We start from the raw sequence: 23,091 nt of genomic DNA on the forward strand, positions 1-23,091 counted from the left end.
ATTTATGGCACTTGAGAGAATCAATGCAGTAGGGACCAGCTTTTTTGGCCGCGGTTCCATTGGGCTGCTGCCGGATGAGCTTAAGAAACGGGGGTTTAAACGGGCACTTATCGTCACGGACCCCTTCCTGTATAAAAACGGTACCGGAGACAAAGTGGGAGCCTGCCTTTTAAAAGCCGGTGTGGAATACGCCATTTATTACCTGGTTGAGCCCAATCCCACCACCATGGTTGTGGGTGACTGCCTGGAGGCTGCTAAGGCCCTGGAAGTGGATCTTTTGGTGGCTGTTGGCGGAGGCTCTGCCATAGATACGGCAAAGGCAGTCAGCATTGTGATGGCAAACGGCGGTAAGGTGGAGGATTATGAAGGGGTAGAACGCTCTCTTAATCCGGGAATGCCCATTGTGGCGGTGAATACTACTGCAGGAACCGGTTCTGAGGTTACGTCGTTCTATATCGTGACCGATCCGGTGAGGCATTCCAAAATGTGTATGGTAGACCCGAACTGTATGGTCACCATTGCCGTTAATGATGTGGATTTCATGATGAGCATGCCAAAAGCCCTCACGGCCTCAACAGGAATGGATGCCATGACCCATGCCATTGAAGCGGCTGTGGCAAAACGGGCTACTCCATATACGGATAAGGATGCCCTTTGGGCAATGGGTGTGATTGGTACATACCTTCCGGAAGCGGTGGCTGACGGAAGTAATGAGAAAGCCAGGGAGATGATGGCTTATGCGGAATACAGTGCGGGCATGGCATTTTCCAATGCAGGTCTTGGCATGGTGCATGCCATGGCCCATTCTCTTGGAGGCCTCATGAACCTGCCTCACGGCATCTGCAATGCGGTTTTGCTGCCTTTTGTCATGGAATTTAACGGAAGCAGGCCGGAAGCCGCAGAGCGGTATAAGAAGGTGGCAGAGGGACTTAAGCTTCCCGGGGCATCTGCCATGACAGGGGAACAGGCCGTGAAAGAAACGGTGGCCTGTATCAGGCGGCTGTCCAGGGAGGTTGGGATTACACAAAGTCTTAAAGAGCTTAAGGTAAATCCTGAGGATTTCAAAGCTCTGGCTGAAATTGCACTTAAGGATACCTGTATGGAGGACAATCCCTTTAAACCAACACTTGGGCAGGTTATAGAAGTGTATCGGAACGCATATGGTTGAACTGCAATAAATTGTGGGAAGGAGAAGGAATAAATGAAAAAACTGATTAATGTACCGGAAAACTATGTAAATGAGATGCTGGAGGGAATCTACCTTGCGCATCCGGACTATGTTACTTATACGGAAGGCGACTTGCGCTGCCTGGTTACCTCCAATAAAGTGGAGGGAAAAGTAGGGATTGCAACCGGAGGGGGTTCGGGGCATCTTCCTCTGTTTCTGGGTTATGTAGGAAAAGGGATGTTGGACGGCTGTTCGGTGGGAGATGTTTTTCAGTCTCCAAGTGCAGAGCAGATGCTAAACGTAACGAAACGCATTGATTCCGGGGCCGGTGTTCTCTATATTTACGGCAATTATAACGGGGATATCTTTAATTTTGACATGGCCGCAGAGATGGCAGATATGGAAGAGGATATCCATGTGGAAAGTGTTGTTGCAGGAGAAGATGTGGCATCTCCCAAGGCAGCTCCAGGAGAGAAGAATACCAGAAGAGGAGTAGCCGGTATCTTTTTTGTATATAAGTGCGCCGGAGCAGCTGCTGCGGCCGGTAAGGATTTACAGGAGGTAAAACGGATCGCGGAGAAAGCGGCGGCCAATGTAAGGACCATGGGAGTGGCACTTACCCCCTGTACAGTACCGAGAGTCGGTCATCCGGGATTTAAGATCGGAGAGGATGAGATGGAAATCGGCATGGGAATCCATGGAGAGTCCGGAATCCGCCGTGGGAAACTGGAAACAGCAGATGAGATCACATTGGAAATGATGGAAAAAATCCTTGAAGATATTCCATACTGCGCCGGAGATGAGGTTGCGGTTCTGGTAAACGGACTGGGCGCTACTCCTCTTGATGAGCAGTATATTGTGGCAAGAAAGGTCAATATGATTCTGGAAGAGAAGGGAATCAAGGTGCACCGTTATTATGTAGGTGAATATGTAACCTCCATTGAGATGGCAGGCTTATCCATTTCCCTTCTGAAAATGGATGAGGAACTGAGGGGCTATCTGGATGCTCCGGCTGATACACCATTCTTTAAGCAGGGAATTGTCTAAAGATCCTATTGGAGTAGATGACATAAGCGCATACCGTTTGTCACGATTATTTATGCCGCCGGCATCAGCGGCAGAATGGAGGCTGATATGAACCAGCAGGAACTCATAGCCATGCTTGGCAGAATAAGTAAGATCATGGTGGAAAACCGAAACTACTTAATTGAACTGGACAGTGTTGTGGGAGACAGTGATCTGGGACTTACGATGACGGATGGATTCCAGGCAGCTTACGACGCGGTTTCAGATGGATCGGAGCCGGATCTGGGCAAGCTATTGTACAAGGCAGGAAAGACCATGGGAAATAAAGTTCCTTCTACCATGGGGACATTGATGGCAGCAGGTCTGATGCGTGCCGGGAAGACACTAAAAGGAAAGACAGAATTGACCGGTGCAGATGCTGTTTCCTTGTTTGAAGCTTATGAAGCAGGTGTTGCCGATCTTGGTAAAGCGAAATTAGGGGATAAGACCTTTCTGGATGGTTTTCATCCCGGAGTGCAGGTACTTAAGGCTGAAGTGGAAGCCGGAGTGTCCCTTGAAGAAGCTTTTGGGAAAGCGGCAGCGGCTGCATGGAATGGTTTTGAACAAACAACGACCATGATTGCCGTGCATGGAAGAGCGGCAACAAGAGGAGAAGCGTCCCGATCCTTAAAAGATCCCGGGGCTGCTGTGGCAGCTCTTATCATGAAGGCAGTTGCAGACAGATAAAATGATGACCGGAGCAGACAGAAATGTTTTGCTCCGGTTTCTGTTTGCTGATTGTTTGCGGTGGGTGCAAAAGACAGAAGACATATAAAATTAAACCTTGTTATTTTACAGATGAGGGAAACAATCTGCTCCCATAAATATAAAACCACTGTTTTTTGTTAAAATTAGACGATTTTCATGTTGAAAAATTGGGGAAAATGCAGAAAAATCTAAAATTAGTTGCATCAATTTGCAAACGGTGTTATATTGTATCCAGTTGAGTACAACTAAATAGCAAAACAGGAAGACGTGTTACTGGTAATGCAGGCAAGATCGGATTGAGCAAAGAGTTATAAGGCTTATTATTTTTAGTCTTATGATTTATATCGCTTGGTCGGGTCTTTTTTTATTTTATCATTCCGGCCGGATGATGAGACATGATAACACTTGAAAGGGGTTTGGAAAATGAATTATAATCAAATAGCCAAAGACATTATAACAAATGTCGGCGGTTCCGATAACATAAGGGGACTCACCCATTGTTTTACCAGATTAAGGTTTGAGTTAAGAGATACAAAGAAGGCAAAGAAAGAAGTAATTGAACATCTGGAAGGTGTTATCTCCGTAGTGGAAAGCGGCGGGCAGTTCCAGGTCGTTCTGGGAACAAAAGTCACAAAGGTTTACGAAGCGATCCTTCCCATGATATCATTAGAAGAAAACACAGCCGACAGCGAAGAAAAGGGTTCTGTCTGGAACCGGATTCTGATTGCCATTTCCTCCATGTTTACTCCCATGGTTCCGGCGATTGCAGCCTCCGGACTTTTAAAAGGTCTTTTGACCATCGCAAGAATTACAGCCTCCAATCACGGGCTGGATATTACCGTCAACCAGACTTATATTCTCATTATGGCTGCCACAGACGCATTGTTTTATTTCATGCCAATCATACTTGCTTATACCAGTGCAAAGGTATTTAAGGCAAATGAATTTATTGCCATGGCACTTGGCGGTACCATGTGCTATCCGGCGGTTGTTTCCCTGATGACTGGGAGTGAGGCTGTCAGCATGTTCGGCATTGCAATTACAAAGGCAAGCTATGCGTCATCCGTGATTCCCATTATCATCGGAGTATTTATTCTTGCATATATACAGAAGTTTTTAGAAAAGATAATTCCTGAAGTATTAAAAATCATACTGGTTCCAGGCATATCCCTGCTGGTTATGATCCCTGCGACCTTTATGGTGTTTGGCCCCATCGGCATCTACATCGGTAATGGCATTAACTTTATCTACACTGGGATGATGAATTTAAGCCCTGCTCTGTGCGGAGCTTTTGTGGGCGGCATGTGGTGTGTATTTGTTATTTTCGGAGCGCACAGAGCCCTGCTTCCCATTGGTATCAATGATGTGGCCCAGTTCGGCCACCAAAACCTGCTGGCTTTTGCCGGGGCAGCAAATTTCTCTCAGGGAGGTGCAGCTCTTGGAGTCATGTTAAAAACAAAGAGCAAGGACTTAAAAACAGTTGCAGCTTCTGCGGCCATATCCGCTTCTGTTTGCGGAATTACGGAGCCTGCTATTTACGGTTGTAACCTGCGGTTAAAAAAGCCTATGATCTATGCAATTATCTGTGGTGCCATTGGCGGTGCGATCATGGGTGTGGGTGGCGTATACGGTGATTCCTTTGCCAACAACGGGGTGCTTACCTTTGCGACTTATGCGGCTTTCGGTATGAAGACCTTTATTTATTATCTGATCGGTGTTGCAGTATCCTTCTTTGGAGCAATGGGACTTACCTTCCTGTTCGGTTTTGATGACATCAGCGGAAAGGGCGAACGAGCTTCCGGTTCAGATGAAGGAGCCGCCGAATCCCAGGATGTTTTGGGTATTACTTCTGGGGCAGACATATTGATCAGCTCACCGGTGGAAGGTACTGCAGTGCCCATGACATCGGTAAACGATGAGGTTTTTTCCTCTATGGCATTGGGGAACGGAGTTGCGATTGTCCCGGAAAAGGGTGAAGTTGTCGCTCCGGAAGACTGTACCGTGACCTTGGTTTATCCCACGCTTCATGCCCTGGGGCTTATGCTGGACAGTGGTGCTGAAATGATTATTCACGTTGGAATCAATACGGTCCAATTGGAAGGAAAGCATTTTAAAAAACATGTGGAAGAAGGCACCCATGTCACGAAGGGAACCAGGCTTTTATCCTTTGACTTAGATGCCTTAAAGAAGGAAGGATATGATACGGTTGTTCCGATCATCATCAGCAATACTGCTGCTTTTCATGAGGTAACAGGAATAACCGGATCAGGAGCTTCTCTTCAAAAGCCTGTGATCGCAATTAAAAATAATCAGTAAAGGAAATATAGATATGGAAATAACAAAAACAAATTTTCCAAAAAACTTTTTATGGGGAGCTTCCTCTTCGGCATTCCAGATAGAAGGCGGATGGGATGAAGGAGGAAAGGGCATTACAGTTGCTGATGTCAATTCCTTTAAGCGCTCGGATATCCAGGCTGACAGCAAGGTCGCCAGTGACTTCTACCATCATTGGGAGGAGGATATCCGGTTAATGAAGGAACTGGGAATGCAGATTTACCGGTTCTCCATTTCATGGGCCAGAATCATACCGGATGGAGATGGAGAGATAAACCAGGCAGGAATTGATTTCTATCATAAGATCATCGATCGTCTGTTAGAACAGGGCATTCAGCCCTTTATTACCTTATACCACTTTGACCTTCCCTATGCCCTTGCCAGGAAATATAACGGCTGGGAATCCAGAGAATGTGTAAAGGCCTTTGAGCGTTATGCAAAAATATGTTTTAAAGCCTTTGGAGACAGAGTCACTTACTGGCAGGTACACAACGAGCAGAATCTTATGGTAAGAGTAAACGAACGGATGAACATCACAACGGATGATGCATGGGAAGCCGACCGCCAGAGAGCCCAGATGGATTACCACATGTTCCTGGCTCATGCCCTGGCGGTGAAAGCCTGCCATTCCATCATACCGGATGGAAAGATCGGTCCTGCAGTATCCTCCACCTGTACCTATCCGGAAAGCAACAAACCGGAAGATGTCTGGGCGGCCCGGATGAACGACTGGTTTAAGACGGATTACTGCCTGGATATGCATTACTATGGCCGTTATCCCGGATATTACATGCGCTATCTGGAAGAAAGGAATATCGTACCGGTTATGGAGCCGGAAGACGAGGAGATTTTAAAAGGCGGGGCGATGGATTTTATTGCCCTGAATTATTACCGGACCCTGTGTGTTCGGTATCTTCCGACTGATGAGGGGCATCTGGCAGGGGAGAGGGCATTCCCCATCAATGAAGTGGATTTTGACCAATATGGTTATTTTCATCATATTAAAAATGAGCATCTGGTTTCCAGTGAATATGGAGCCCAGATCGATCCGCTGGGCCTTCGGACCGTATTAAACAGTTATTATCAGAAATACCACCTTCCCCTCATTATAACGGAAAATGGCCTGGGTGCCGCCGATACCCTGACAGAGGACGGCAAAGTCCATGATGAGTACCGGATCAGCTATTTAAAGGCACACATTAAGGCGATAAGCCAGGCAATCGAAGACGGGGTTTCGGTCATGGGATATTCTCCCTGGTCGTTTATGGATCTTCTCAGTTCCCATGAGGGATTTCGCAAGCGGTATGGTTTTATCTATGTCAATCGGGATGACCATGACTTAAAGGATATGAGCCGTGTGAAAAAGGACAGTTATTTCTGGTATAAGCGGGTGATTGAAACCAATGGAGACGAACTCTGAGTTTGCTTTCGTGAGAATAACAGAAATGGGGTTGGGTTATGAGGGTTGTAAAAGTAATGAATAATTCCCTGCTGCTGGCACTTGATGACAGCGGCAGGGAAGTGATCCTGATGGGAAAGGGAATTGGATTTAATAAGTCCATTGGGCATCATTTAAAAAGTGAAGACATTGAAAAGGTATTTGTCTTAAAGGACCGGTCAATATCAAAGAATATCATCCGGCTTGCCTCCGAAATAGACAGCACCTATTTTGAACTGGCCAAACAGGTCATTGATTATGCCATTGACACCTATGGAATGGTACTGATGGAGCATATTTATCTGGGACTTACAGACCATTTGTCTTTTGCTGTAAAAAGGAACAATGAGGGGATTTTAATACAAAATTTCTACACACAGACCTTAAAACGTTTCAATCCAAAGGAATTTAAAGTTGGCTTATATGCCCTGCAGCTTGTGAGGGAGCGGCTGTCAGTAGAACTGCCTGAAGATGAGGCTGGAAATATTGCCTTTCATTTTATTAATGCACAGACAAATAACTTAAACAGTATGGATAACCAGAAGATATTTGAGACAGTCAAGGGTATTTTGGATATTGTAAAATACAATTTTTCCATTCTCTACGATGAGGACGGAATCGGATATACCCGCTTTGTGACTCATCTGCGCCTCTTTGCACAAAGGCTTGTAAACGGCAGTCAGGATTTATACGATTATGAGGATTCCTTTTACACCCATGTCCTTGAGAGCTGTCCCAGTGAATACGAGTGTGTTAAGAAAATCGGTGTGTTTATCAGAGAAAAATTTGAATCAAAGCTGTCCAAACAGGAAGAGATGTACTTAGCTGTCCACATCCACAGAATTTTAGAGGAATATGCTCAAAGGGAAAAAACATGAAAGAACAGACTTTAAATCAGCTTACATTTACGCGCAGACAGGAAATCCATTACCTTGCTATGGTATCGCTGTTCTGGTTTGCGCAATATGTATACATTCCATACCAGACGACTTTTTTAACTGCCAGTGGAGCCAGCAGCGCATTTACCGGAATGGTTGTGGGAGCTTATGGAATTTCCCAAATGGTGTTAAGGTTTCCCATAGGCCTTTGTGCGGATTCTGTTGGCAAACATAAATATTTTATAATGGCAGGAGCGATTGCCTCCGGTACTGCCTCAGTTTTCCGGGTATTATGGTGCAATGGCACAGGGTTTCTGGTTGCCAATTTCTTCTCCGGACTGGCTTCTGCCATGTGGATTTCTTATATGGTGTTCTACACCAATCATTTTTCTGCCGGAGATCAGCAGGCTGCCACCAGCCGGATCGTACTGTTTAATAATTTTGGAATGCTTCTTGGCTTTCTGTGCAGTACAATCAGCTATCATCGCATCGGCATGGCAGGAATCTGCATGTTAAGCATGAGCGCGGGCCTGATGGCTTTTCTTCTTTCAGTTGGAATTAAAGAAACGGATGTGAAACCCGGCATACATAAGACCAGAGAACTGCTTTCTGTCTGTAGCATCAGGCACTTGTGGCTGTTCTCTTTCATAGCTCTGATTCAGCAGGGGATCCAGCTGACAACTGCCATGTCGTTTACCAACCAGATATTAAAAGAATTGGGCGCATCGGATGGGATTGTAGGAATATCCTCTGTGATCTACATGATATCATCCGTAGGATTTGCAGCTTTCGCATCTTCCGGGACCTGCAGCCACAAAGGTCCAAGGTTCTGGATCCCGCTGGTATTTGCTGTTGTGGCGTTCTATTGTATCCTGGTTCCGGCCGCCGGAAGCATACCAGTGCTTTTGCTGCTGCAAATTTTACCAGGGATGTCCACCGGCATCTTGTTCTCATTTGCAACCTCGGAAGCAATGCGGGGCATACCGGCCGGCAGCAAATCTACGGCCATGGGAATGTACCAGGCTGTATATGCGCTGGGAATGGCAACCTTCCCGATCTTTACCGGGTCGCTGACCGCCGGGGCAGGAATACAGACCGGGTATTTGCTGCTGGCCGGGATTGCTTGCCTGGGTGGAATTGGGGCAGTGGTGTATTATAAAAAAGTAGCTGCCAACCATGGGTTAGGCAGCTAAAGCTACTTTTCACATTCTTAATTCCAGATTCATCAAATCACAGATATCCTTTGAAACAGTTTGTATATGTCTATCTGCCCATATCCACAACTCTCATTGGGAAAAGAATAGGTGCTGTCTCTCTGTGCCCCCCGCATGATCATATGGTTGATCTGGACGCCGGTGACGGTAGTGTGGTTGCCTTTGCAGTACCCCCATTCCATGACCATGGCAGAGGCTCCCGCTGCGTGTGCGGCGGCGGCTCCGGTGCCTGTAAGGCTGCCATATTGATTTCCTGGGAGTGCGCAGGGAATTAAGTATCCGGGAGCGGCGATATTAGGATTGATTTCCCCGAATCTGGAATAGCCTTTTCCTGATTCACCCAGAATACTGCCATCAAATTGGTTATAGGCGGCAACGGTCAGAGGATTTCTAGCATTTCCCGGGGCTGTTATGGTGGTGCTGGGGTTTGCCTGATAGAAATATGTTTCGTTTGAAATCAAGTTCCCTGACGGCAGCCAGGAATGGAAGGAAAAAGGTTCATTTTCTATGCTTGTGACCTGGAAATACCAGATTCCTGGAGTTGGATTGTCAAACCGCAATAAAATAACCTGATCCCCTGTTGAACCTTCCAAAAGGATATTGTTGATCCAAATGGTAGTTTGGCCCATGGAAAGGTTAAATTTTTGGCAAACACCGGCAGGGGGGGATATGCTCTGAATGAATTCCTGGTTAGGCGGGAATATTTCAATGCTTACTTTCCCAGGAGGAAAGGGCCAGATTTCCATCGTAAATTTTTTATCATTTCTCCCTATTTTTAGGTTAAAGCCATTGCGGAAAGGAGTAGCCGACGAATGGTGGAAATAATGTCTGCGGCTGTCTCCTTCATTCCCTGCGGCTACCAATACGTCAATTTTTGGCATTTGTACGATGTGTTCTAAGTAAGAGCTGATAACTCCCAATCCATCATGGCCTCCCTGGCTGCTTCCCAATGCGATGCATATAACGAGAGGAAGCTCTTTTTCTTGCGAGACGGAGAGCAGGTAACGGATTCCCAGCATAATATCGGATTCCTGATAGCACAGGGCATTATCCGGAGCAAAGAACAGCTTTTTTAAATTTTGCTTCGCTTCTTTTAATTTTACTATGATAAGCTCGGTTTGGGGAGCAACACCGGTAAAAGAGTTTTTTTCATCGGGGCTGCCGGCGATTACACTGGCGATTGCCGTACCATGTCCATTGTTATCAACAGTAGGCACCATGGATAAGGGGTTCTTGGATTTAAGTGCAGTATTGATGTGCTTTTTCGTATATTCTGAGCCGAAACTAAAGTCCTTGGGAGGTTTGCCGGTCTGGTCGGTCTGGTCCCATATGGAAAGAATACGGGTGGTACCGTCATGATATTTGAATGCGGGGTGCTGGTAGTCGATGCCGGTGTCTATGATGCCGATGGCTACCCCAAGCCCCATCAGGCTTAAATCGGGATGCCTCCGGACATTGGTAATGCCTGATTTTTCTATGCTCGCTTTAGAAGTAAGTGTAAAAAGAGAGGGGAAGTTATCGTAAGGGTACCGTCCCAGGTCACAGGCGTCCATATTGTTTTTCCATATATGCATCAATGAATATTTATCATTTAAAACCGTAAGATTATTACCCGTATCAAAACCGGGAACTAAAGAATTACTAATGATCAAGTCATAATATTCGTTATCCAATATTTTATTCATGCGAATGCCCCCAACCTGCTATTTTAAACGCAGTATATAGTTATCTTATGCATGCATATGGGGGTTCATGAAAGGTTACCGTTCTTTGGGGGAGTCAATGCCGCTAAAGGAATTGTAGTAAACAGTATGGTCTATAGCAAACCGTTTCTCATGAAGAGGGTGAGGAGCGCAGTTTTCTCCGGGATAACCCATGGGAAGCAGAGCAACAGGAATTAAATGTTCCGGAATATCAAATGACGAACGGATGCATACAGGGTCAAAATGACCTACCCAGGTACTGCCTAATCCTAAATCAGCCGCTTCAAGCATCATCTGCGTGGCAACTATGCTTGCGTCAACTTCTCCCATATCCTTATTGTCGTAAGACCTTTTCCAGCTGACCGTGGAATCATAACATACCAGCAAAGCCAGAGGAGCATGAAAATGATAGGTGGTGCAGGATTTTAATTTACCAAGATTTTCTTCACTGTCAATGACAAGAATCCGCTGGGGCTGATAATTCACAGCAGTAGGAGCGATTCTTCCGGCTTCCAGGATCAAATCCAGTTTTTCCTTTTCTATTTTCCGGTCGCTGAATTTTCTCATTGAGTAACGTTCTTTTGCCAATTGTAAAAATTCCATAATAACATCTCCTTCTGTTTTTTATAAGCTTACTATAGCATAAAAAGGAAAATAGGAAAAGACGGAACCGGTCCGTAAGGACTGTCCGTCTTTTTCGTGTGAAATCATCCCAGCGGAGTTGTCTTTCCTGTTACTTCATCGTACTGAGAAGCCACATTGCTGGTTTCATAGTCAAATAAATAGGTGGCTATATAAATCAGGGTGCTGTCAGGCTGCCGTTTGTATGTCCTGACTGTATAGTAATTTTTTCCTTCGATTTTAGATAATCCAGGAGATGCGATAAATTCGTAAGAGTCGGCAGCTTCCGCCAGGCCAAGCGTTTCCTGGCTTAGGGAGCGGACGGCATCCTCTGCCTGCTCTATGGTATTGGACGCTTTTGGCTGTTTATCAAAATCCGCAATTATCTTTTTCTGCTGATTCCACTGGTCTTTAAAATAGGTGCTCCAGGGCTGGTTTTCTTTACTGGTGGTTACGGTATAGCTGTCAGCTTCGGATTCCAGGGTAATGGAAAGATAGGAAGCGGAATCTTTAGACGGCCCGGCAAGCTGATAAAACTCTGAGCTTGTCTTAAGGGTCTCGTCTGCAGAAGGCTGTCCGGACTCTGACTGTTCGGGTTTATCCGTTACGTTAATGAAATTCTTTTTCCCTTCCAGATAATCCATGTAGCTTTTTATATCAGCGGAGGTATCATCCACATGAATATACTTGTAACTCGCCCCCGGGCCGGAGGTTCGTGAAGCAGTGCCGGCAGAAGATTCCGCAGGTATATCGTTCTGATCAGCGGGTTCCTTCGTTTCTGTATCAGGGCTGGTTTCAGAAGCCTCCAGCTTTTCAAAATCGCGTTCGCCAACAATTTCAGTTACCGAAGAAATATCTTCTTCTTTCGAAAAGTAGTAGGTTGGCGCTACTCCTGCCTTTTCTTCCGGCTCCCCCTTCTTTTGGGAAGTAAGCAGAATAATGGCCTGAACAGATCCCATAATAACGATCAGCAGGGCGGCTCCCATCAATACGAGAACTCTTTTATTTTTAGGTAATAGACCTTTTCCTTTGTCTTTTGGAACTTTGGCCGGTTTTGCTTTATTTTGTTTGTTTTTTACTGCATTCCCTTTTTTTGAGGGTGTCTTGGGTATCTTCTCATTTTTGGATTTTATATTTTTTAGCATAAAGTTCATCCTTGTGTAATTATTGATGCAGCCTACAGTTAAATGGCTGTATGACATCGCTACCCATATATCGGTTGATTCCAGACAAAAAATAAGGATTCCAGACAAAAAATGATTTGTTTAAACAGCAAGGAGCTTTTGTGCAGTTCCCATGATCATCTTATCCACAAATTCGGCTACCTCTTCCTTTGGCTGCTGCATATCCGTATCAAGCCACTGTTTCAGGACACCGGTCAGTCCATAAGTGATAAATTCAAGGTAATAGTTCAGGGTTACTTCCCTGGCAGCAGGATACTGCTCCCTGATGATTGTTGTGCCGTTTTTTAAAACAAGGGTATGGAAGCGGTTTACAAAATCATTGGAGGAGCTGTTCTCAAAAAGGATCTTACATATCTTTTTGTTCTCCTCAATATAATGAATGATTGGTATGACAACGGGCAGGAGTGAACCCTTTTTAAAGGCATAGCGGCAGTTGCTTACCATATCCTGAAAATCATTTAAGACTTCGGATTCCATTTCCTGTAACAGGCTGTAAGTATCTGCATAGTGAAGATAAAAAGTACCCCGGTTTAAATCTGCCAGTTCCGTGATGTCTTTCACGGAAATATTCTTAAAGTCCTTTTTTTCCATGAGTTCAAGAAGACTTTCTTTCAATAACTTCTGAGTTTTTCGGATGCGGCGATCCTGTTTTTGAGTTTCCATATGATTCCTCCAATTGTGTTTCTGGACTTGTTTCTCATTTCAGCACCTGAATCTCTGAAATTTATGAACGCTATATCAAAGAGTGTTGAGTATTGTATGAAAAAAGATTTTTTGATTATTAATGAATCTTTCTTCATTCATTGATTATTGAAACTTATTTACAAGAGTATTATAATGTACACGTGTTCAAAAGTCAATTAAGGTTCCGTTAAAAGAAAAGTGATGGGTAATGGAGGAAAATATGAAAAAAGACAAAAGTTTATTTGATAGAATCGTACATATCATTGTGTTCAAGGGAAAGGAAATAGAGATTTTTTTCTTTCTTACGGCCATCATCTGTGCAATCTGTTTTCCTTTTGTAAAGGTAAATTACGATTTAAGTAAATACCTGCCGCAGTTTGCCCAGACGAAACAGGCCCTTGATGTGATGGAGGATGAGTTTGGATATCCTGGAATGGCACGGATCATGGTAGAGGATGTAAGCCTTCCGGAAGCTCAAAAAATAAGACGGCAGATATCGGATCTGGAAGGGGTGGATCTGGTCATAGGTCCTGATATGACAACAAATGTCTATATGGGAGCCTCATTTTTGGACCAGGGGATTACCGATATGATGTCTGTGGATGCCTTTTCCATGGAAGACTATTATCATGATGGGTATGCTCAGATGGATGTAATATTTGAAAATGGTGATGATAGTCCGGTGACCCGGAAAGCGGTAGACGGGATTTATGAAATTGTAGGAAAAGACAGAGGCTATTTTGCAGGAAGCGCCGTATCCAGTAAAGAGCGGGAAGAGTCCATAACAAAAGAGATTACCATGGCCATTGGAATGGCGTTAGTAATTATCTGGGTGATCTTAACTCTTACCACAACATCCTGGATGGAGCCGTTTTTGTTTATTTTCGTCATGATAGTGGCCATCGTTATGAATATGGGATCCAACCTGATGTTTGGCACCATATCATTTTTTACCTTTTCCACGGCAGCCATTTTGCAATTGGCAGTGTCCATGGATTATTCCATTTTCCTTTTACATACTTTTACGGCAATTAAGGATACCGGCATAGAGATACACGAAGCCATGGAATTGGCAGTAAAGGAATCCTGCAGTTCTATTCTGGCAAGTGGTGCTACTACTATTGTAGGATTTCTTGTGATTGCGTTCATGCGTTTTACCATCGGCAAGGACGTGGGTTTTGTGCTGACGAAGGGAATTCTCTGCAGCCTGGCTACCGTACTGTTCCTTATGCCGACCTTGATCCTGCACTTTAATGATAAGATTGAAAAAACAGCTCATAAACCATTCCTTCCTTCTTTTGACCGGTTTGCAGTGTTGATGAACCAGATCAGGAAGCCTGTTTTTGTAATTGCCATTTTCCTGGCTGTTCCCTGTTATTTCGGACAGAGCATGAACGTTTTCTACTACGGGGATGATGCCATTGGAGCCGGACCTGGAACCAGAGTTTATGAGGATACCAGGGCAATCAATGAGGAATTCGGAAAATCAAACATGATCATCGGAATTGTTCCAAATGGATCTGTTGTAACGGAACGGCAGCTGACAGAAGCTTTGGAGGACTTAGATTTTGTAAATTATGCCATGTCCATGGCAGGGACCATACCGAAGGGAATTCCGGAAAGCTTTCTTCCGGAAAAAGTGTCGGAGCAGCTTCGTAGTGAAAAGTACGCAAGGCTTTTGATTTCCCTAAACACGGTCCAGGAGAGTCCGTATGCCTTTGAATGCAGCCAAAAGCTGGAACAATTGATCAGGGAGTACTATCCGGAAGATGCCTATGTAATAGGCATGACCCCCACGACGATTGATATCCGTGACATTTTAACGGATGACTACAATAAGGTTTCACTGTTGTCTTTGGCGGGAGTGGCTTTGGTTGTTTTTGCAACCTTCCGGTCTGTTCTGGTACCGATCCTTGTAATTATACCGATTGAAGTGGCCATTTATTTAAACATGACGTTACCTTATGTACTGGGAGACTACATGGTATACATCGGATACATCATCGTAAGCTGCCTGCAGCTGGGAGCTACCATTGATTATTCCATCCTGATGACCAATAATTATCTGGGCTTCCGAAAAACCATGAACAATACGGACTCCGCCAAGGCTGCTATTTCGAAAAGTACCCTTTCCATTCTGACGTCAGGCGGTATCCTTACGGTAGTCGGTTATCTTTTGTATTTTACATCGTCCATACAAGCAATTTCCCAGGTGGGACGCCTGGTGGGAAGGGGAGCGCTTTTAAGCATGATTTTGGTACTTTCCCTTCTTCCTGCCTTGCTTAGCACCTTTGACAAGCAGATCCAGAATCAGCAGTTCCGTGCGGCAAAGAGAAGAGAAAAACGACGTTTAAGATATGGAAAAGTGAAAATCAAAGGAGAGAACGATCATGAAGAAGTATAATAGAATCCTAAGTATGGGCCTGGCTGTCATAGTCTCCCTTGAGTCCGTACTGCCGGCCATGGCCTCGCCTGATGTGCCCCAGTATGATGAAACGCTTTATGTGACCATGGACCCTTATGGGGAGATCAAGGAAAGCAGCATCGTAAAGAATTACCAGATGAATGGAAACAGCATGGTAGTGGATTACGGTGTTTACGATAAGGTAATGAATTTAACGGACCATTCGGAGCCTGTGATAGGGGAAGACGGCTCTATCACCTTTTCTCCGGAAGAGACAGGAAACCGGTTTTATTTTGAAGGCCGGACCAAAACAGAGAAATCCCAGCTTCCATGGGATATTAAAGTAAGTTATCGTTTAAACGGGGTAGAAAAAAAAGCAGAAGAGCTGGCTGGTGAAAAGGGCCTGATCGAAGTCAATGTAGATCTGGTTCCCAATCAAGGAGTTTCCGATTATTACCGGAATAACATGGCCCTAATGGCCAGCACAGTTGTAGATATGGATAAAAACTTAAGCCTGGAAGCGGAAGGCGCTCAGGTGCAGTCCATCGGTAATTTAAATATGGTTGTTTTCTTTCAACTGCCTGGAGAGGAAGGCCATTATTCCATCCGCATCGGTACAGATGATTTTAAATTTTCCGGCTTAATTTTTACCATGGTCCCTTTAACAGTTAGCCAGCTTGATAAAATTGAAGATTTAAGAGATGCCAAGGAAACCATGGAGGATTCGGCAGATGCAATCAGCGACAGTCTGGATGTGGTTTTAGACTCCATGGGAAACATGCAAAAAGGCATCGCAGATACGGCGGATGGTCTCAGGGGACTTGACAGGACCAGGCAGATATTTGCCGATTCCAAGGGTAAGGTGTATGAGAATGCGGATGAGGCTCTGGCAGCTCTTGACAATTTGTCCCAGACTATGAGGCCCTTTTATAACCATACGCAGAATGCCGGAAATGCTTTAAATGAGATCAGGACCCAGACAAATCATATGGTGGGAATTCTTGATGACCTGTCACCGGATCTTGGAGATCTGCAGGACAGTGTCCGGTATTTAAGAAATGAAGTGGATGACCTGCGGAGAATGGCGAAGGATTCTCAGACGGATATGAAATCCCAGGCTTTTATGGGGCAGGTTAAAAAAATAGAAGGACACTTAAATACCCTGACAACGGAGCAGCAGCAGCTGGCAAAGGAACTTGCATCCCTTGGGCAGTCGCTTCCTAAGCTTGCGGCTCTTAGCAATACCTTAAGTACATCGGCGGCAGGGATGAAAAATACTGACTTACAGGATCTGATCCAGGAGATCCAGGATGAAGGCCTGATGGACGAAGACGAGATATCTTCCTATTTGTTTAACGAAAAAGACTACTCTATTCCGGAAATAAATGCTCTTACCGGTTATCTGTCTTCCGCTTTGGCAACCGACCGTAAGGCCACCCCAAGCAATGGATCCAAGGAAATGCTGGAAGCATCCGCACCTTTAGCAGCGCTTCTTCCGCAGATCGTTAACAGCGGTGCGGGGCTGACCGGAGATCTGGGGAAAATGCTGGGGATGACCGAGATGCTGATGGCAGACTTACATTCCTTAAGAGGCCCGATAAACGGAGCGATTAACGGAGTAATTGACATAGCCACTGCTACAGGGAATATCTGTGATACGGCTGATGATCTGATCAACTCTGTGGATGGGTTAAATGGTATTTTAAACCGTCATCATGATGAAATGATCGCGACCTTAAATGATATTGGAAAAATGACAGACAGCGCCTCCAGAGGCATTGATTCCATGAACGTATTTTTCCGGTCCCTTGAAAATCAGATGAAAGTGGTAGGCGATTCCTTAAACAGCAGTACGGAGAAAACCTTAAACGGCCTTGCCGGTACGTTAGATGAGGCAGGGAATGGACTGAATCAGACCGAGGTATTGAGAAATGCAAAAAACACCATTAAGGATATGATTGATGACAAATGGGATGAATATACGATAGAAGATACAACCATTTTAAACATTGATTTGGAAGCCTCTCCGATGTCCATGACCTCGGCAAAAAATCCGTCTCCCAGAAGCATTCAGATGATTCTGCGTACTGAGGAGATAAAAGATAAACAGGACAGTGATGATGTAAAAGTGGATGAAGACTTTCAGCCTGATGGTAATTTTTTCCACCGCGTCGGGAATGTTTTCAAATATATTTGGAGAACTATTACTTCTGTTTTTAAATAACGGTACATAAGGACCTGTCCCATTTTGAACATGAAGAGAAACCATGGGAAAGAGCATTTAATCCATTATTTAGGCAATTATTGTAACCATCATTGATGCAATCAATGTAACCATCGTTCTATCCATCATTGTAACCATCGTTCTATCCTTCATTGTATCCAGCTTTGCAAGGTTTCTAAACTCCAGCCGATTGCTTCAATCAGATGGCGCATGACGGAGCGGAATTTAATGGATATGTGCCGGAATAGCAGATGGTCAACCGCAAGGGGGCGGGGCTTTAAGATTTCAGGTTTATGAATTGGCAGCAGAAAGAGAGAGTATGCATTTCCGCCTCTTTTTCTGCTGCTATTTTAATATGTATATTTTTTCTTATTTAAAAGATCCTCCATATGCTATATCACATTTAGAAATCTCATAAACCCCGGACTATGTTAAATCTATAAAATTCAGAACATACATTCGAAAATACTTGAAAAAAAGATTTGCCTATGCTACAATAAAAGAAAAGAACGTGTGTTCGAGGTGATGAAATGCTGATTCAGGAAGAATTAACGATACAGGAAAAGCTTGAAATATTATCAGATGCCGCAAAATATGATGTTGCCTGTACCTCCAGCGGAGTGGACCGAAAGGGAAAAGCAGGGACGCTCGGGAATGCGGCGGCATGCGGAATCTGCCATAGCTTTTCTGCAGATGGCAGATGTATATCCCTTTTGAAAATATTGTTTACCAACCAGTGCATTTATGACTGCAAGTACTGCATCAACCGATGCTCTAACGATGTTGTGAGAACAGCGTTCACACCTGAGGAGGTGTGCCAGCTGACGATCCAGTTTTACCGCCGCAATTATATTGAAGGGCTGTTCCTCAGCTCGGGAGTCCTTCACAGTGCGGACTATACCATGGACCTGATTTATCAGACCATTAAAAAGCTGCGGGAGGAATACCATTTTCACGGTTATATCCATGTAAAGGCTATTCCGGGTGCAGATCCGGTATTGATCGAAAAAACAGGTTTTCTGGCAGATCGTATGAGTATCAATCTGGAACTTCCCACTGCCGACGGACTTAAGAAGCTGGCTCCCGGCAAAAGCAGGAGCAAGATTCTTACTCCCATGAAGCAGATTCAGAAAGGAATTACGGCTAATCGTTACGAGCTGATGGAATACAAAAAGGCTCCGTCCTTTGTGCCCGCCGGTCAGAGCACACAGATGATTGTGGGAGCCACTGGGGAAAATGATTTCCAGATGATGATGGTAGCAGAGGCGCTTTATCAGAATTATGATTTAAAACGGGTTTTTTATTCTGCATTTGTTCCAGTCAATCAGGACAGCAGTCTGCCGGCTCTTCCTGGGGGGCCTCCCCTTTTGCGGGAACACAGGCTGTACCAGGCAGACTGGCTCATGCGTTTCTATGGATTTCAGGCGGGAGAGCTGCTTTCCGAAGCTCGCCCTAATTTCAATGTATTTCTGGATCCAAAGTGTGATTGGGCTTTGCGCCATCTGGAATTATTTCCAGTGGAAGTGAATCGTGCAGACTATTATACCCTCCTGAGAGTTCCCGGAATGGGAGTGAAGTCGGTGAAGCGTATCGTTGCAGCCAGAAGGAATGGTCCGCTTGATTTTGATGCTTTAAAGAAGATTGGTGTTGTATTGAAGCGTGCGCTTTACTTTATTACCTGTTCCGGCAGGATGATGTATCCCGTTAAGATTGAGGAGGACTTTATTACCAGTCACCTCGTGGGAGAGGAACATAAAAAAGTATGGGATATCGGCTCATCAGGAACCTTCCGGCAGCTTTCTTTGTTTGATGACATGAATATACCTGCTTTGACAGATTGGGGAGGAGTCCGTCTATGAAGACAGTCTATTTGTGTGAGAACAGCGTGGAAGGCATTCTCAGCGGTGTGTACGCGGCATGGACCAGCAGAAAGGGACATGGGAATGTGAAACTTGGGCTTATAGGGGATGAGGATACTATGGAGCTGTTCTGCCAGTACGAGGAGGTTCCGATCAATGCCCAGAGTGTTGATAAGGTGGTACAGGCTATCAGAGGGAAGATTTCAGAGGAAGCCTATATTGCCGTATACAAGGCTGCGTTAAGTAAGGAAAGAGACCGTGGGGATAAAATATACCGTTTTCTAATTTACGGTTTTCATTATGGTGCAAAAATTGTTCATATGCTTCAGGTTCAAGAGGTATACGATATATTTCAGATATGCCGTAATATTGATAATGAGACTCATTTGCTTACAGGCTTTGTGCGGTTTGTGGAGATGGAGGGCGATCTTTTGGTAAGCAGGATCGGACCAAAGAATGATGTACTTGTTCTTCTTGCTCCTCATTTTATGGACCGCCTGTCAGGAGAGAATTGGGTTATCTATGATGAAAACAGGAAAAAGGCAGTTTTACATCCGGCAATGCGGCCTTGGTTTTTGGTGGATTTAATTTCGCCGGAATGGGAAAGGCGAATGAAAAAAGCGTCGGATGAAGACGAATATGAGGAACTTTTTCAGCACTTTAGAAAAAGCGTTTCCATAAAAGAACGGACAAATCCGGTTTGTCAGCGTAATCACATGCCGCTCCGTTACCGGGCCTATATGCCTGAATTTTCCCATGGTTTAAAGGATTCCTGATTATATCTGAATCAGGCGGATGAAGAGAAAAACATTGCCATTTTCCTTTTTTTCGGTTATCATAAAATCAGGTTCCGGTTCAGGAACATTCCAGATGCGTTTCTGCATGTTTTCCAAGCTTGTTTTAATGAAACAGAATAAATTACCCTGCCCCGAAGGCGTGGGCAGGAAGAGTGAAAGGAGAGGCAATTTTTGTATAGTAAAGTTCATAGTGTGGGAATTAAGGGAGTGGAAGGGGTCCCTATCCTGGTGGAGGCGGATGTCAGTGATGGGCTTCCGGGTTTTTCCATGGTTGGTTATCTCTCCTCTGAGGTTAGGGAAGCCCAGGACCGTGTAAGAACGGCATTAAGAAACTCCGGCTTCCGGCTGCCTGCAAGAAAAGTCACTATCAATCTCTCCCCGGCCGACATACGCAAGGAGGGAACTGCTTTTGATTTGCCCATTGCGGTGGCCATACTGGCTGCTTCCGGCATGGTTAAACCTGCCGCTTTATGCAGTTGTGTGATTTCCGGGGAATTGGGGCTAGATGGGGAAATTAAGCCTGTAAGAGGAGCCCTTTCCATTACTGCCGCTGCAAAAAAGGACGGAAAAATCCAGTGTTTTCTTCCCAGAGAGAACGTCAGGGAGGGCTTAGTAATAGAAGGAATAGAAGTTATTGGGGTGGATCATCTGAAAGATTTAACGGATCAGTTAAACGACCCGGAGAAGCAAAAAACAGGCTCCTATGAAAATGGGGAGCTGATGGGGCGGCAGGAAGCTTATGACGTTGATTTTTCAGAGATTGGGGGCCAGCTTTTTCTTAGACGGGCCACGGAAGTGGCTGTGGCAGGTATGCACAACATTCTTTATATCGGCCCTGCAGGGACCGGAAAGACGATGCTTGCGAAGAGGATTCCAACGATCATGCCGTCTCTGTCAATGGAGGAGGCCGTGGATATATCAAAGATATACAGTGTATGCGGGCTGCTTTCCAAAGAAGAGCCTTTGGTGGTAAAAAGGCCCTTTCGAAGCCCCCATCATACTATCAGTCCAACGGCTCTTGCCGGGGGAGGACGAATACCAAAACCAGGCGAGATCTCCCTGGCATCCGGAGGCGTTCTGTTTCTGGATGAACTACCCGAATTTCAAAGAACTACCATAGAGCTTCTAAGGCAGCCTCTTGAGGAGAGGAAAATAACTGTTACCAGAATATTCGGTGCCTATGAATTCCCGGCGGACTTTATGATGGCAGCGGCTCTAAATCCCTGTCCCTGCGGCTTTTACCCGGATCGGACAAGATGCAGATGTTCTGAACTGCAGGTACGCAAATATTTAAGCAGGATATCAAAACCTCTGTTGGACCGGATCGATATCTGCGCAGAATCCGGGGCCGTCACATACGAAGAGCTGCAGGAGAGAAAAGGCGGTGAATCCTCTGCGGCTATACGGAGACGGATTGAGGACGCAAGAAGGATTCAAAAAAAGCGGTTTAAAGGCTGTGGGATATACTTTAACAGTTCCATGAAAAAGCCCCAGATTGAGGTGTCCTGCAGTCTGGGAAACGAGGAGCAGAAGTTTTTAAAGAAGGTATATGAAAATCTGGGACTCAGTGTGAGAGGCTATGAGAAGATCCTAAAAGTATCAAGAACGATTGCGGATCTGGACGGCTCTGAACGGATAAGAAAAAACCATCTGGCAGAAGCGGTAGGACTGCGCAGCATGGAAGGGAAATATTGGGGAGGAATTTATGGACGGTCATGAGGAACGGGAGTATTTATACTGGCTTTGTCATGTTCCCGCTCTGGGAGCGGTAAAAATAAAACGACTTTATGATTCCATCGGAAGCTATAAAGGAATATATAATATAGAAGGAAAAGAACTGGAACAGTCAGGACTTTTAAAACAGGCGGAAGCTTCCGTTTTTGAGGAGATGAAACGTAAAAAAGATGCTTGTATAGCAGAGCTGGAAAAGCTGGAAAATAGAGGAATTCATTTTGTTACACCATATGACATAGAATATCCGAAACGGCTTCTTTCAATTTATGGATATCCTATGGGAATCTTTTTTAAAGGAAAGCTGCCTGATGATGAAAGGCCGGCGGTTTCCATAATCGGAGCCCGAAACTGTACGAATTACGGGAAGCAAATGGCATCCTGCCTGGCCAGGGAGCTTTCCAGAGCGGGAATTCAGATCATAAGCGGATTGGCATTGGGAATTGACGGTGCAGGGCATCAGGGAGCGCTGGAAGCCGGCGGAGACACCTATGGAGTTTTAGGCTGCGGGATCAATATTTGTTATCCTAAGGAGAATTATGGATTATATGAACAGATGCCGGTCAGGGGCGGAATCATTACGGAGTTTATGCCGGGTGAAGCTCCAAGACCTTGTAATTTTCCCATGAGGAACCGGATCATCAGCGGACTGTCAGATGGAATTTTAGTTATTGAGGCACGGGAGAAAAGTGGTTCTTTGATCACGGTAAACTTGGGACTTGAGCAGGGAAAAGAAATTTTCTCTCTTCCCGGAAGGGTCACAGATCCCTTAAGTGCAGGCTGCAATCGGCTTATTTCAGAAGGCGCAGAAATTTTGTTAGGTCCTGATTCTGTGCTGGAATATTTCAAATTGCAGAGTGGTAATATATTAAGAGTTCATGAAAAAAACGAGAACGGACTTGTCAAAAAAGAAAAAATGGTGTATAGTTGCCTAGATTTGCAACCGAAGAATCTGGAAGAGATTATATCTTTAAGCGGATTGTCTGTCAGTGATTGTTTGAGCACTCTTCTGGAATTAGAGCTCAAAGGCTGTGTTGTACAGACATCCCATCAATATTATGGTAAGAAACTATAGGCGA

General features: G+C 44.9%; 17 protein-coding genes. 13 read left to right on the forward strand and 4 right to left on the reverse strand.

From position 1 onward, the window contains the following. Positions 1-4 precede the first annotated feature (4 nt). The 7 genes from BMX69_RS06275 (at position 5) to BMX69_RS06305 (ending at position 8,784) form a co-directional block, all read left to right on the forward strand. A complete protein-coding gene (locus BMX69_RS06275; protein WP_025232819.1) occupies positions 5-1,168 on the forward strand; it encodes an iron-containing alcohol dehydrogenase in 1,164 nt (387 codons plus the stop codon). Positions 1,169-1,201: 33 nt separating this feature from the next. After that, positions 1,202-2,215: a dihydroxyacetone kinase subunit DhaK gene (locus BMX69_RS06280; protein ID WP_100041874.1), complete on the forward strand. Its 1,014-nt coding sequence runs from the start codon at positions 1,202-1,204 to the stop codon at positions 2,213-2,215. Between the two features lie 87 nt (positions 2,216-2,302). After that, complete coding sequence (locus BMX69_RS06285) at positions 2,303-2,920, forward strand: dihydroxyacetone kinase family protein (protein WP_054790593.1); 618 nt, start codon at positions 2,303-2,305, stop codon at positions 2,918-2,920. Between the two features lie 444 nt (positions 2,921-3,364). Further along, positions 3,365-5,257, forward strand: a complete 1,893-nt coding sequence (locus BMX69_RS06290; RefSeq protein ID WP_100041875.1) for a beta-glucoside-specific PTS transporter subunit IIABC — start codon at positions 3,365-3,367, stop codon at positions 5,255-5,257. 13 nt (positions 5,258-5,270) lie between these two features. Continuing rightward, entirely contained in the window at positions 5,271-6,695 is a 1,425-nt protein-coding gene (locus BMX69_RS06295; RefSeq protein ID WP_100041876.1) for a glycoside hydrolase family 1 protein, read from the forward strand. A 38-nt stretch (positions 6,696-6,733) separates the two neighbouring features. Next, positions 6,734-7,591 carry a PRD domain-containing protein gene (locus BMX69_RS06300; protein WP_100041877.1) on the forward strand — a complete coding sequence of 286 codons (858 nt, stop codon included), beginning with the start codon at positions 6,734-6,736 and terminating at the stop codon, positions 7,589-7,591. Then, the gene (locus tag BMX69_RS06305) at positions 7,588-8,784 is read left to right on the forward strand and encodes an MFS transporter (RefSeq protein WP_100041878.1); all 1,197 of its coding nucleotides are present in this window, start codon (positions 7,588-7,590) and stop codon (positions 8,782-8,784) included. The genes BMX69_RS06300 and BMX69_RS06305 overlap by 4 nt, the downstream gene beginning before the upstream one ends. A gap of 32 nt (positions 8,785-8,816) precedes the next feature. Here BMX69_RS06305 and BMX69_RS06310 read toward each other — a convergent pair whose 3' ends face one another. The 4 genes from BMX69_RS06310 to BMX69_RS06325 all read right to left on the reverse strand — a co-directional run bounded on the left by BMX69_RS06310 (position 8,817) and on the right by BMX69_RS06325 (position 12,976). Further along, positions 8,817-10,490 (reverse strand): S8 family peptidase, encoded by a 1,674-nt coding sequence (locus BMX69_RS06310; RefSeq protein ID WP_100041879.1) that lies wholly within the window; start codon positions 10,488-10,490, stop codon positions 8,817-8,819. A gap of 75 nt (positions 10,491-10,565) precedes the next feature. Next, positions 10,566-11,111, reverse strand: coding sequence for a nitroreductase family protein (locus BMX69_RS06315; protein ID WP_054790595.1), 546 nt, complete (start codon positions 11,109-11,111; stop codon positions 10,566-10,568). Positions 11,112-11,215: 104 nt separating this feature from the next. Then, the gene (locus BMX69_RS06320) at positions 11,216-12,274 is read right to left on the reverse strand and encodes a hypothetical protein (RefSeq protein WP_100041880.1); all 1,059 of its coding nucleotides are present in this window, start codon (positions 12,272-12,274) and stop codon (positions 11,216-11,218) included. 120 nt (positions 12,275-12,394) lie between these two features. Continuing rightward, a complete protein-coding gene (locus BMX69_RS06325; protein WP_100041881.1) occupies positions 12,395-12,976 on the reverse strand; it encodes a TetR/AcrR family transcriptional regulator in 582 nt (193 codons plus the stop codon). A gap of 241 nt (positions 12,977-13,217) precedes the next feature. On the opposite strand from BMX69_RS06325, the gene BMX69_RS06330 reads away from it, so the two are divergent. From BMX69_RS06330 to dprA, 6 genes are all read left to right on the forward strand, one after another. Then, positions 13,218-15,401 (forward strand): efflux RND transporter permease subunit, encoded by a 2,184-nt coding sequence (locus BMX69_RS06330; RefSeq protein ID WP_100041882.1) that lies wholly within the window; start codon positions 13,218-13,220, stop codon positions 15,399-15,401. After that, positions 15,388-17,625 carry a hypothetical protein gene (locus tag BMX69_RS06335; protein ID WP_100041883.1) on the forward strand — a complete coding sequence of 746 codons (2,238 nt, stop codon included), beginning with the start codon at positions 15,388-15,390 and terminating at the stop codon, positions 17,623-17,625. Before BMX69_RS06330 ends, BMX69_RS06335 begins: the two co-directional genes overlap by 14 nt. Before the next feature lie 530 nt (positions 17,626-18,155). Continuing rightward, entirely contained in the window at positions 18,156-19,484 is a 1,329-nt protein-coding gene (locus tag BMX69_RS06340) for a putative DNA modification/repair radical SAM protein (protein WP_100041884.1), read from the forward strand. Next, entirely contained in the window at positions 19,481-20,260 is a 780-nt protein-coding gene (locus BMX69_RS06345) for a TIGR03915 family putative DNA repair protein (protein ID WP_100041885.1), read from the forward strand. The genes BMX69_RS06340 and BMX69_RS06345 overlap by 4 nt, the downstream gene beginning before the upstream one ends. A gap of 192 nt (positions 20,261-20,452) precedes the next feature. After that, a complete protein-coding gene (locus BMX69_RS06350; RefSeq protein WP_054790598.1) occupies positions 20,453-22,000 on the forward strand; it encodes a YifB family Mg chelatase-like AAA ATPase in 1,548 nt (515 codons plus the stop codon). Beyond that, entirely contained in the window at positions 21,987-23,087 is a 1,101-nt protein-coding gene (dprA, locus tag BMX69_RS06355; RefSeq protein ID WP_100041886.1) for a DNA-processing protein DprA, read from the forward strand. Before BMX69_RS06350 ends, dprA begins: the two co-directional genes overlap by 14 nt. Positions 23,088-23,091: the final 4 nt, after the last annotated feature.

This window comes from Lacrimispora sphenoides JCM 1415 (assembly GCF_900105615.1).
In the GTDB taxonomy this organism is placed as follows: Bacteria; Bacillota; Clostridia; order Lachnospirales; family Lachnospiraceae; genus Lacrimispora; species Lacrimispora sphenoides.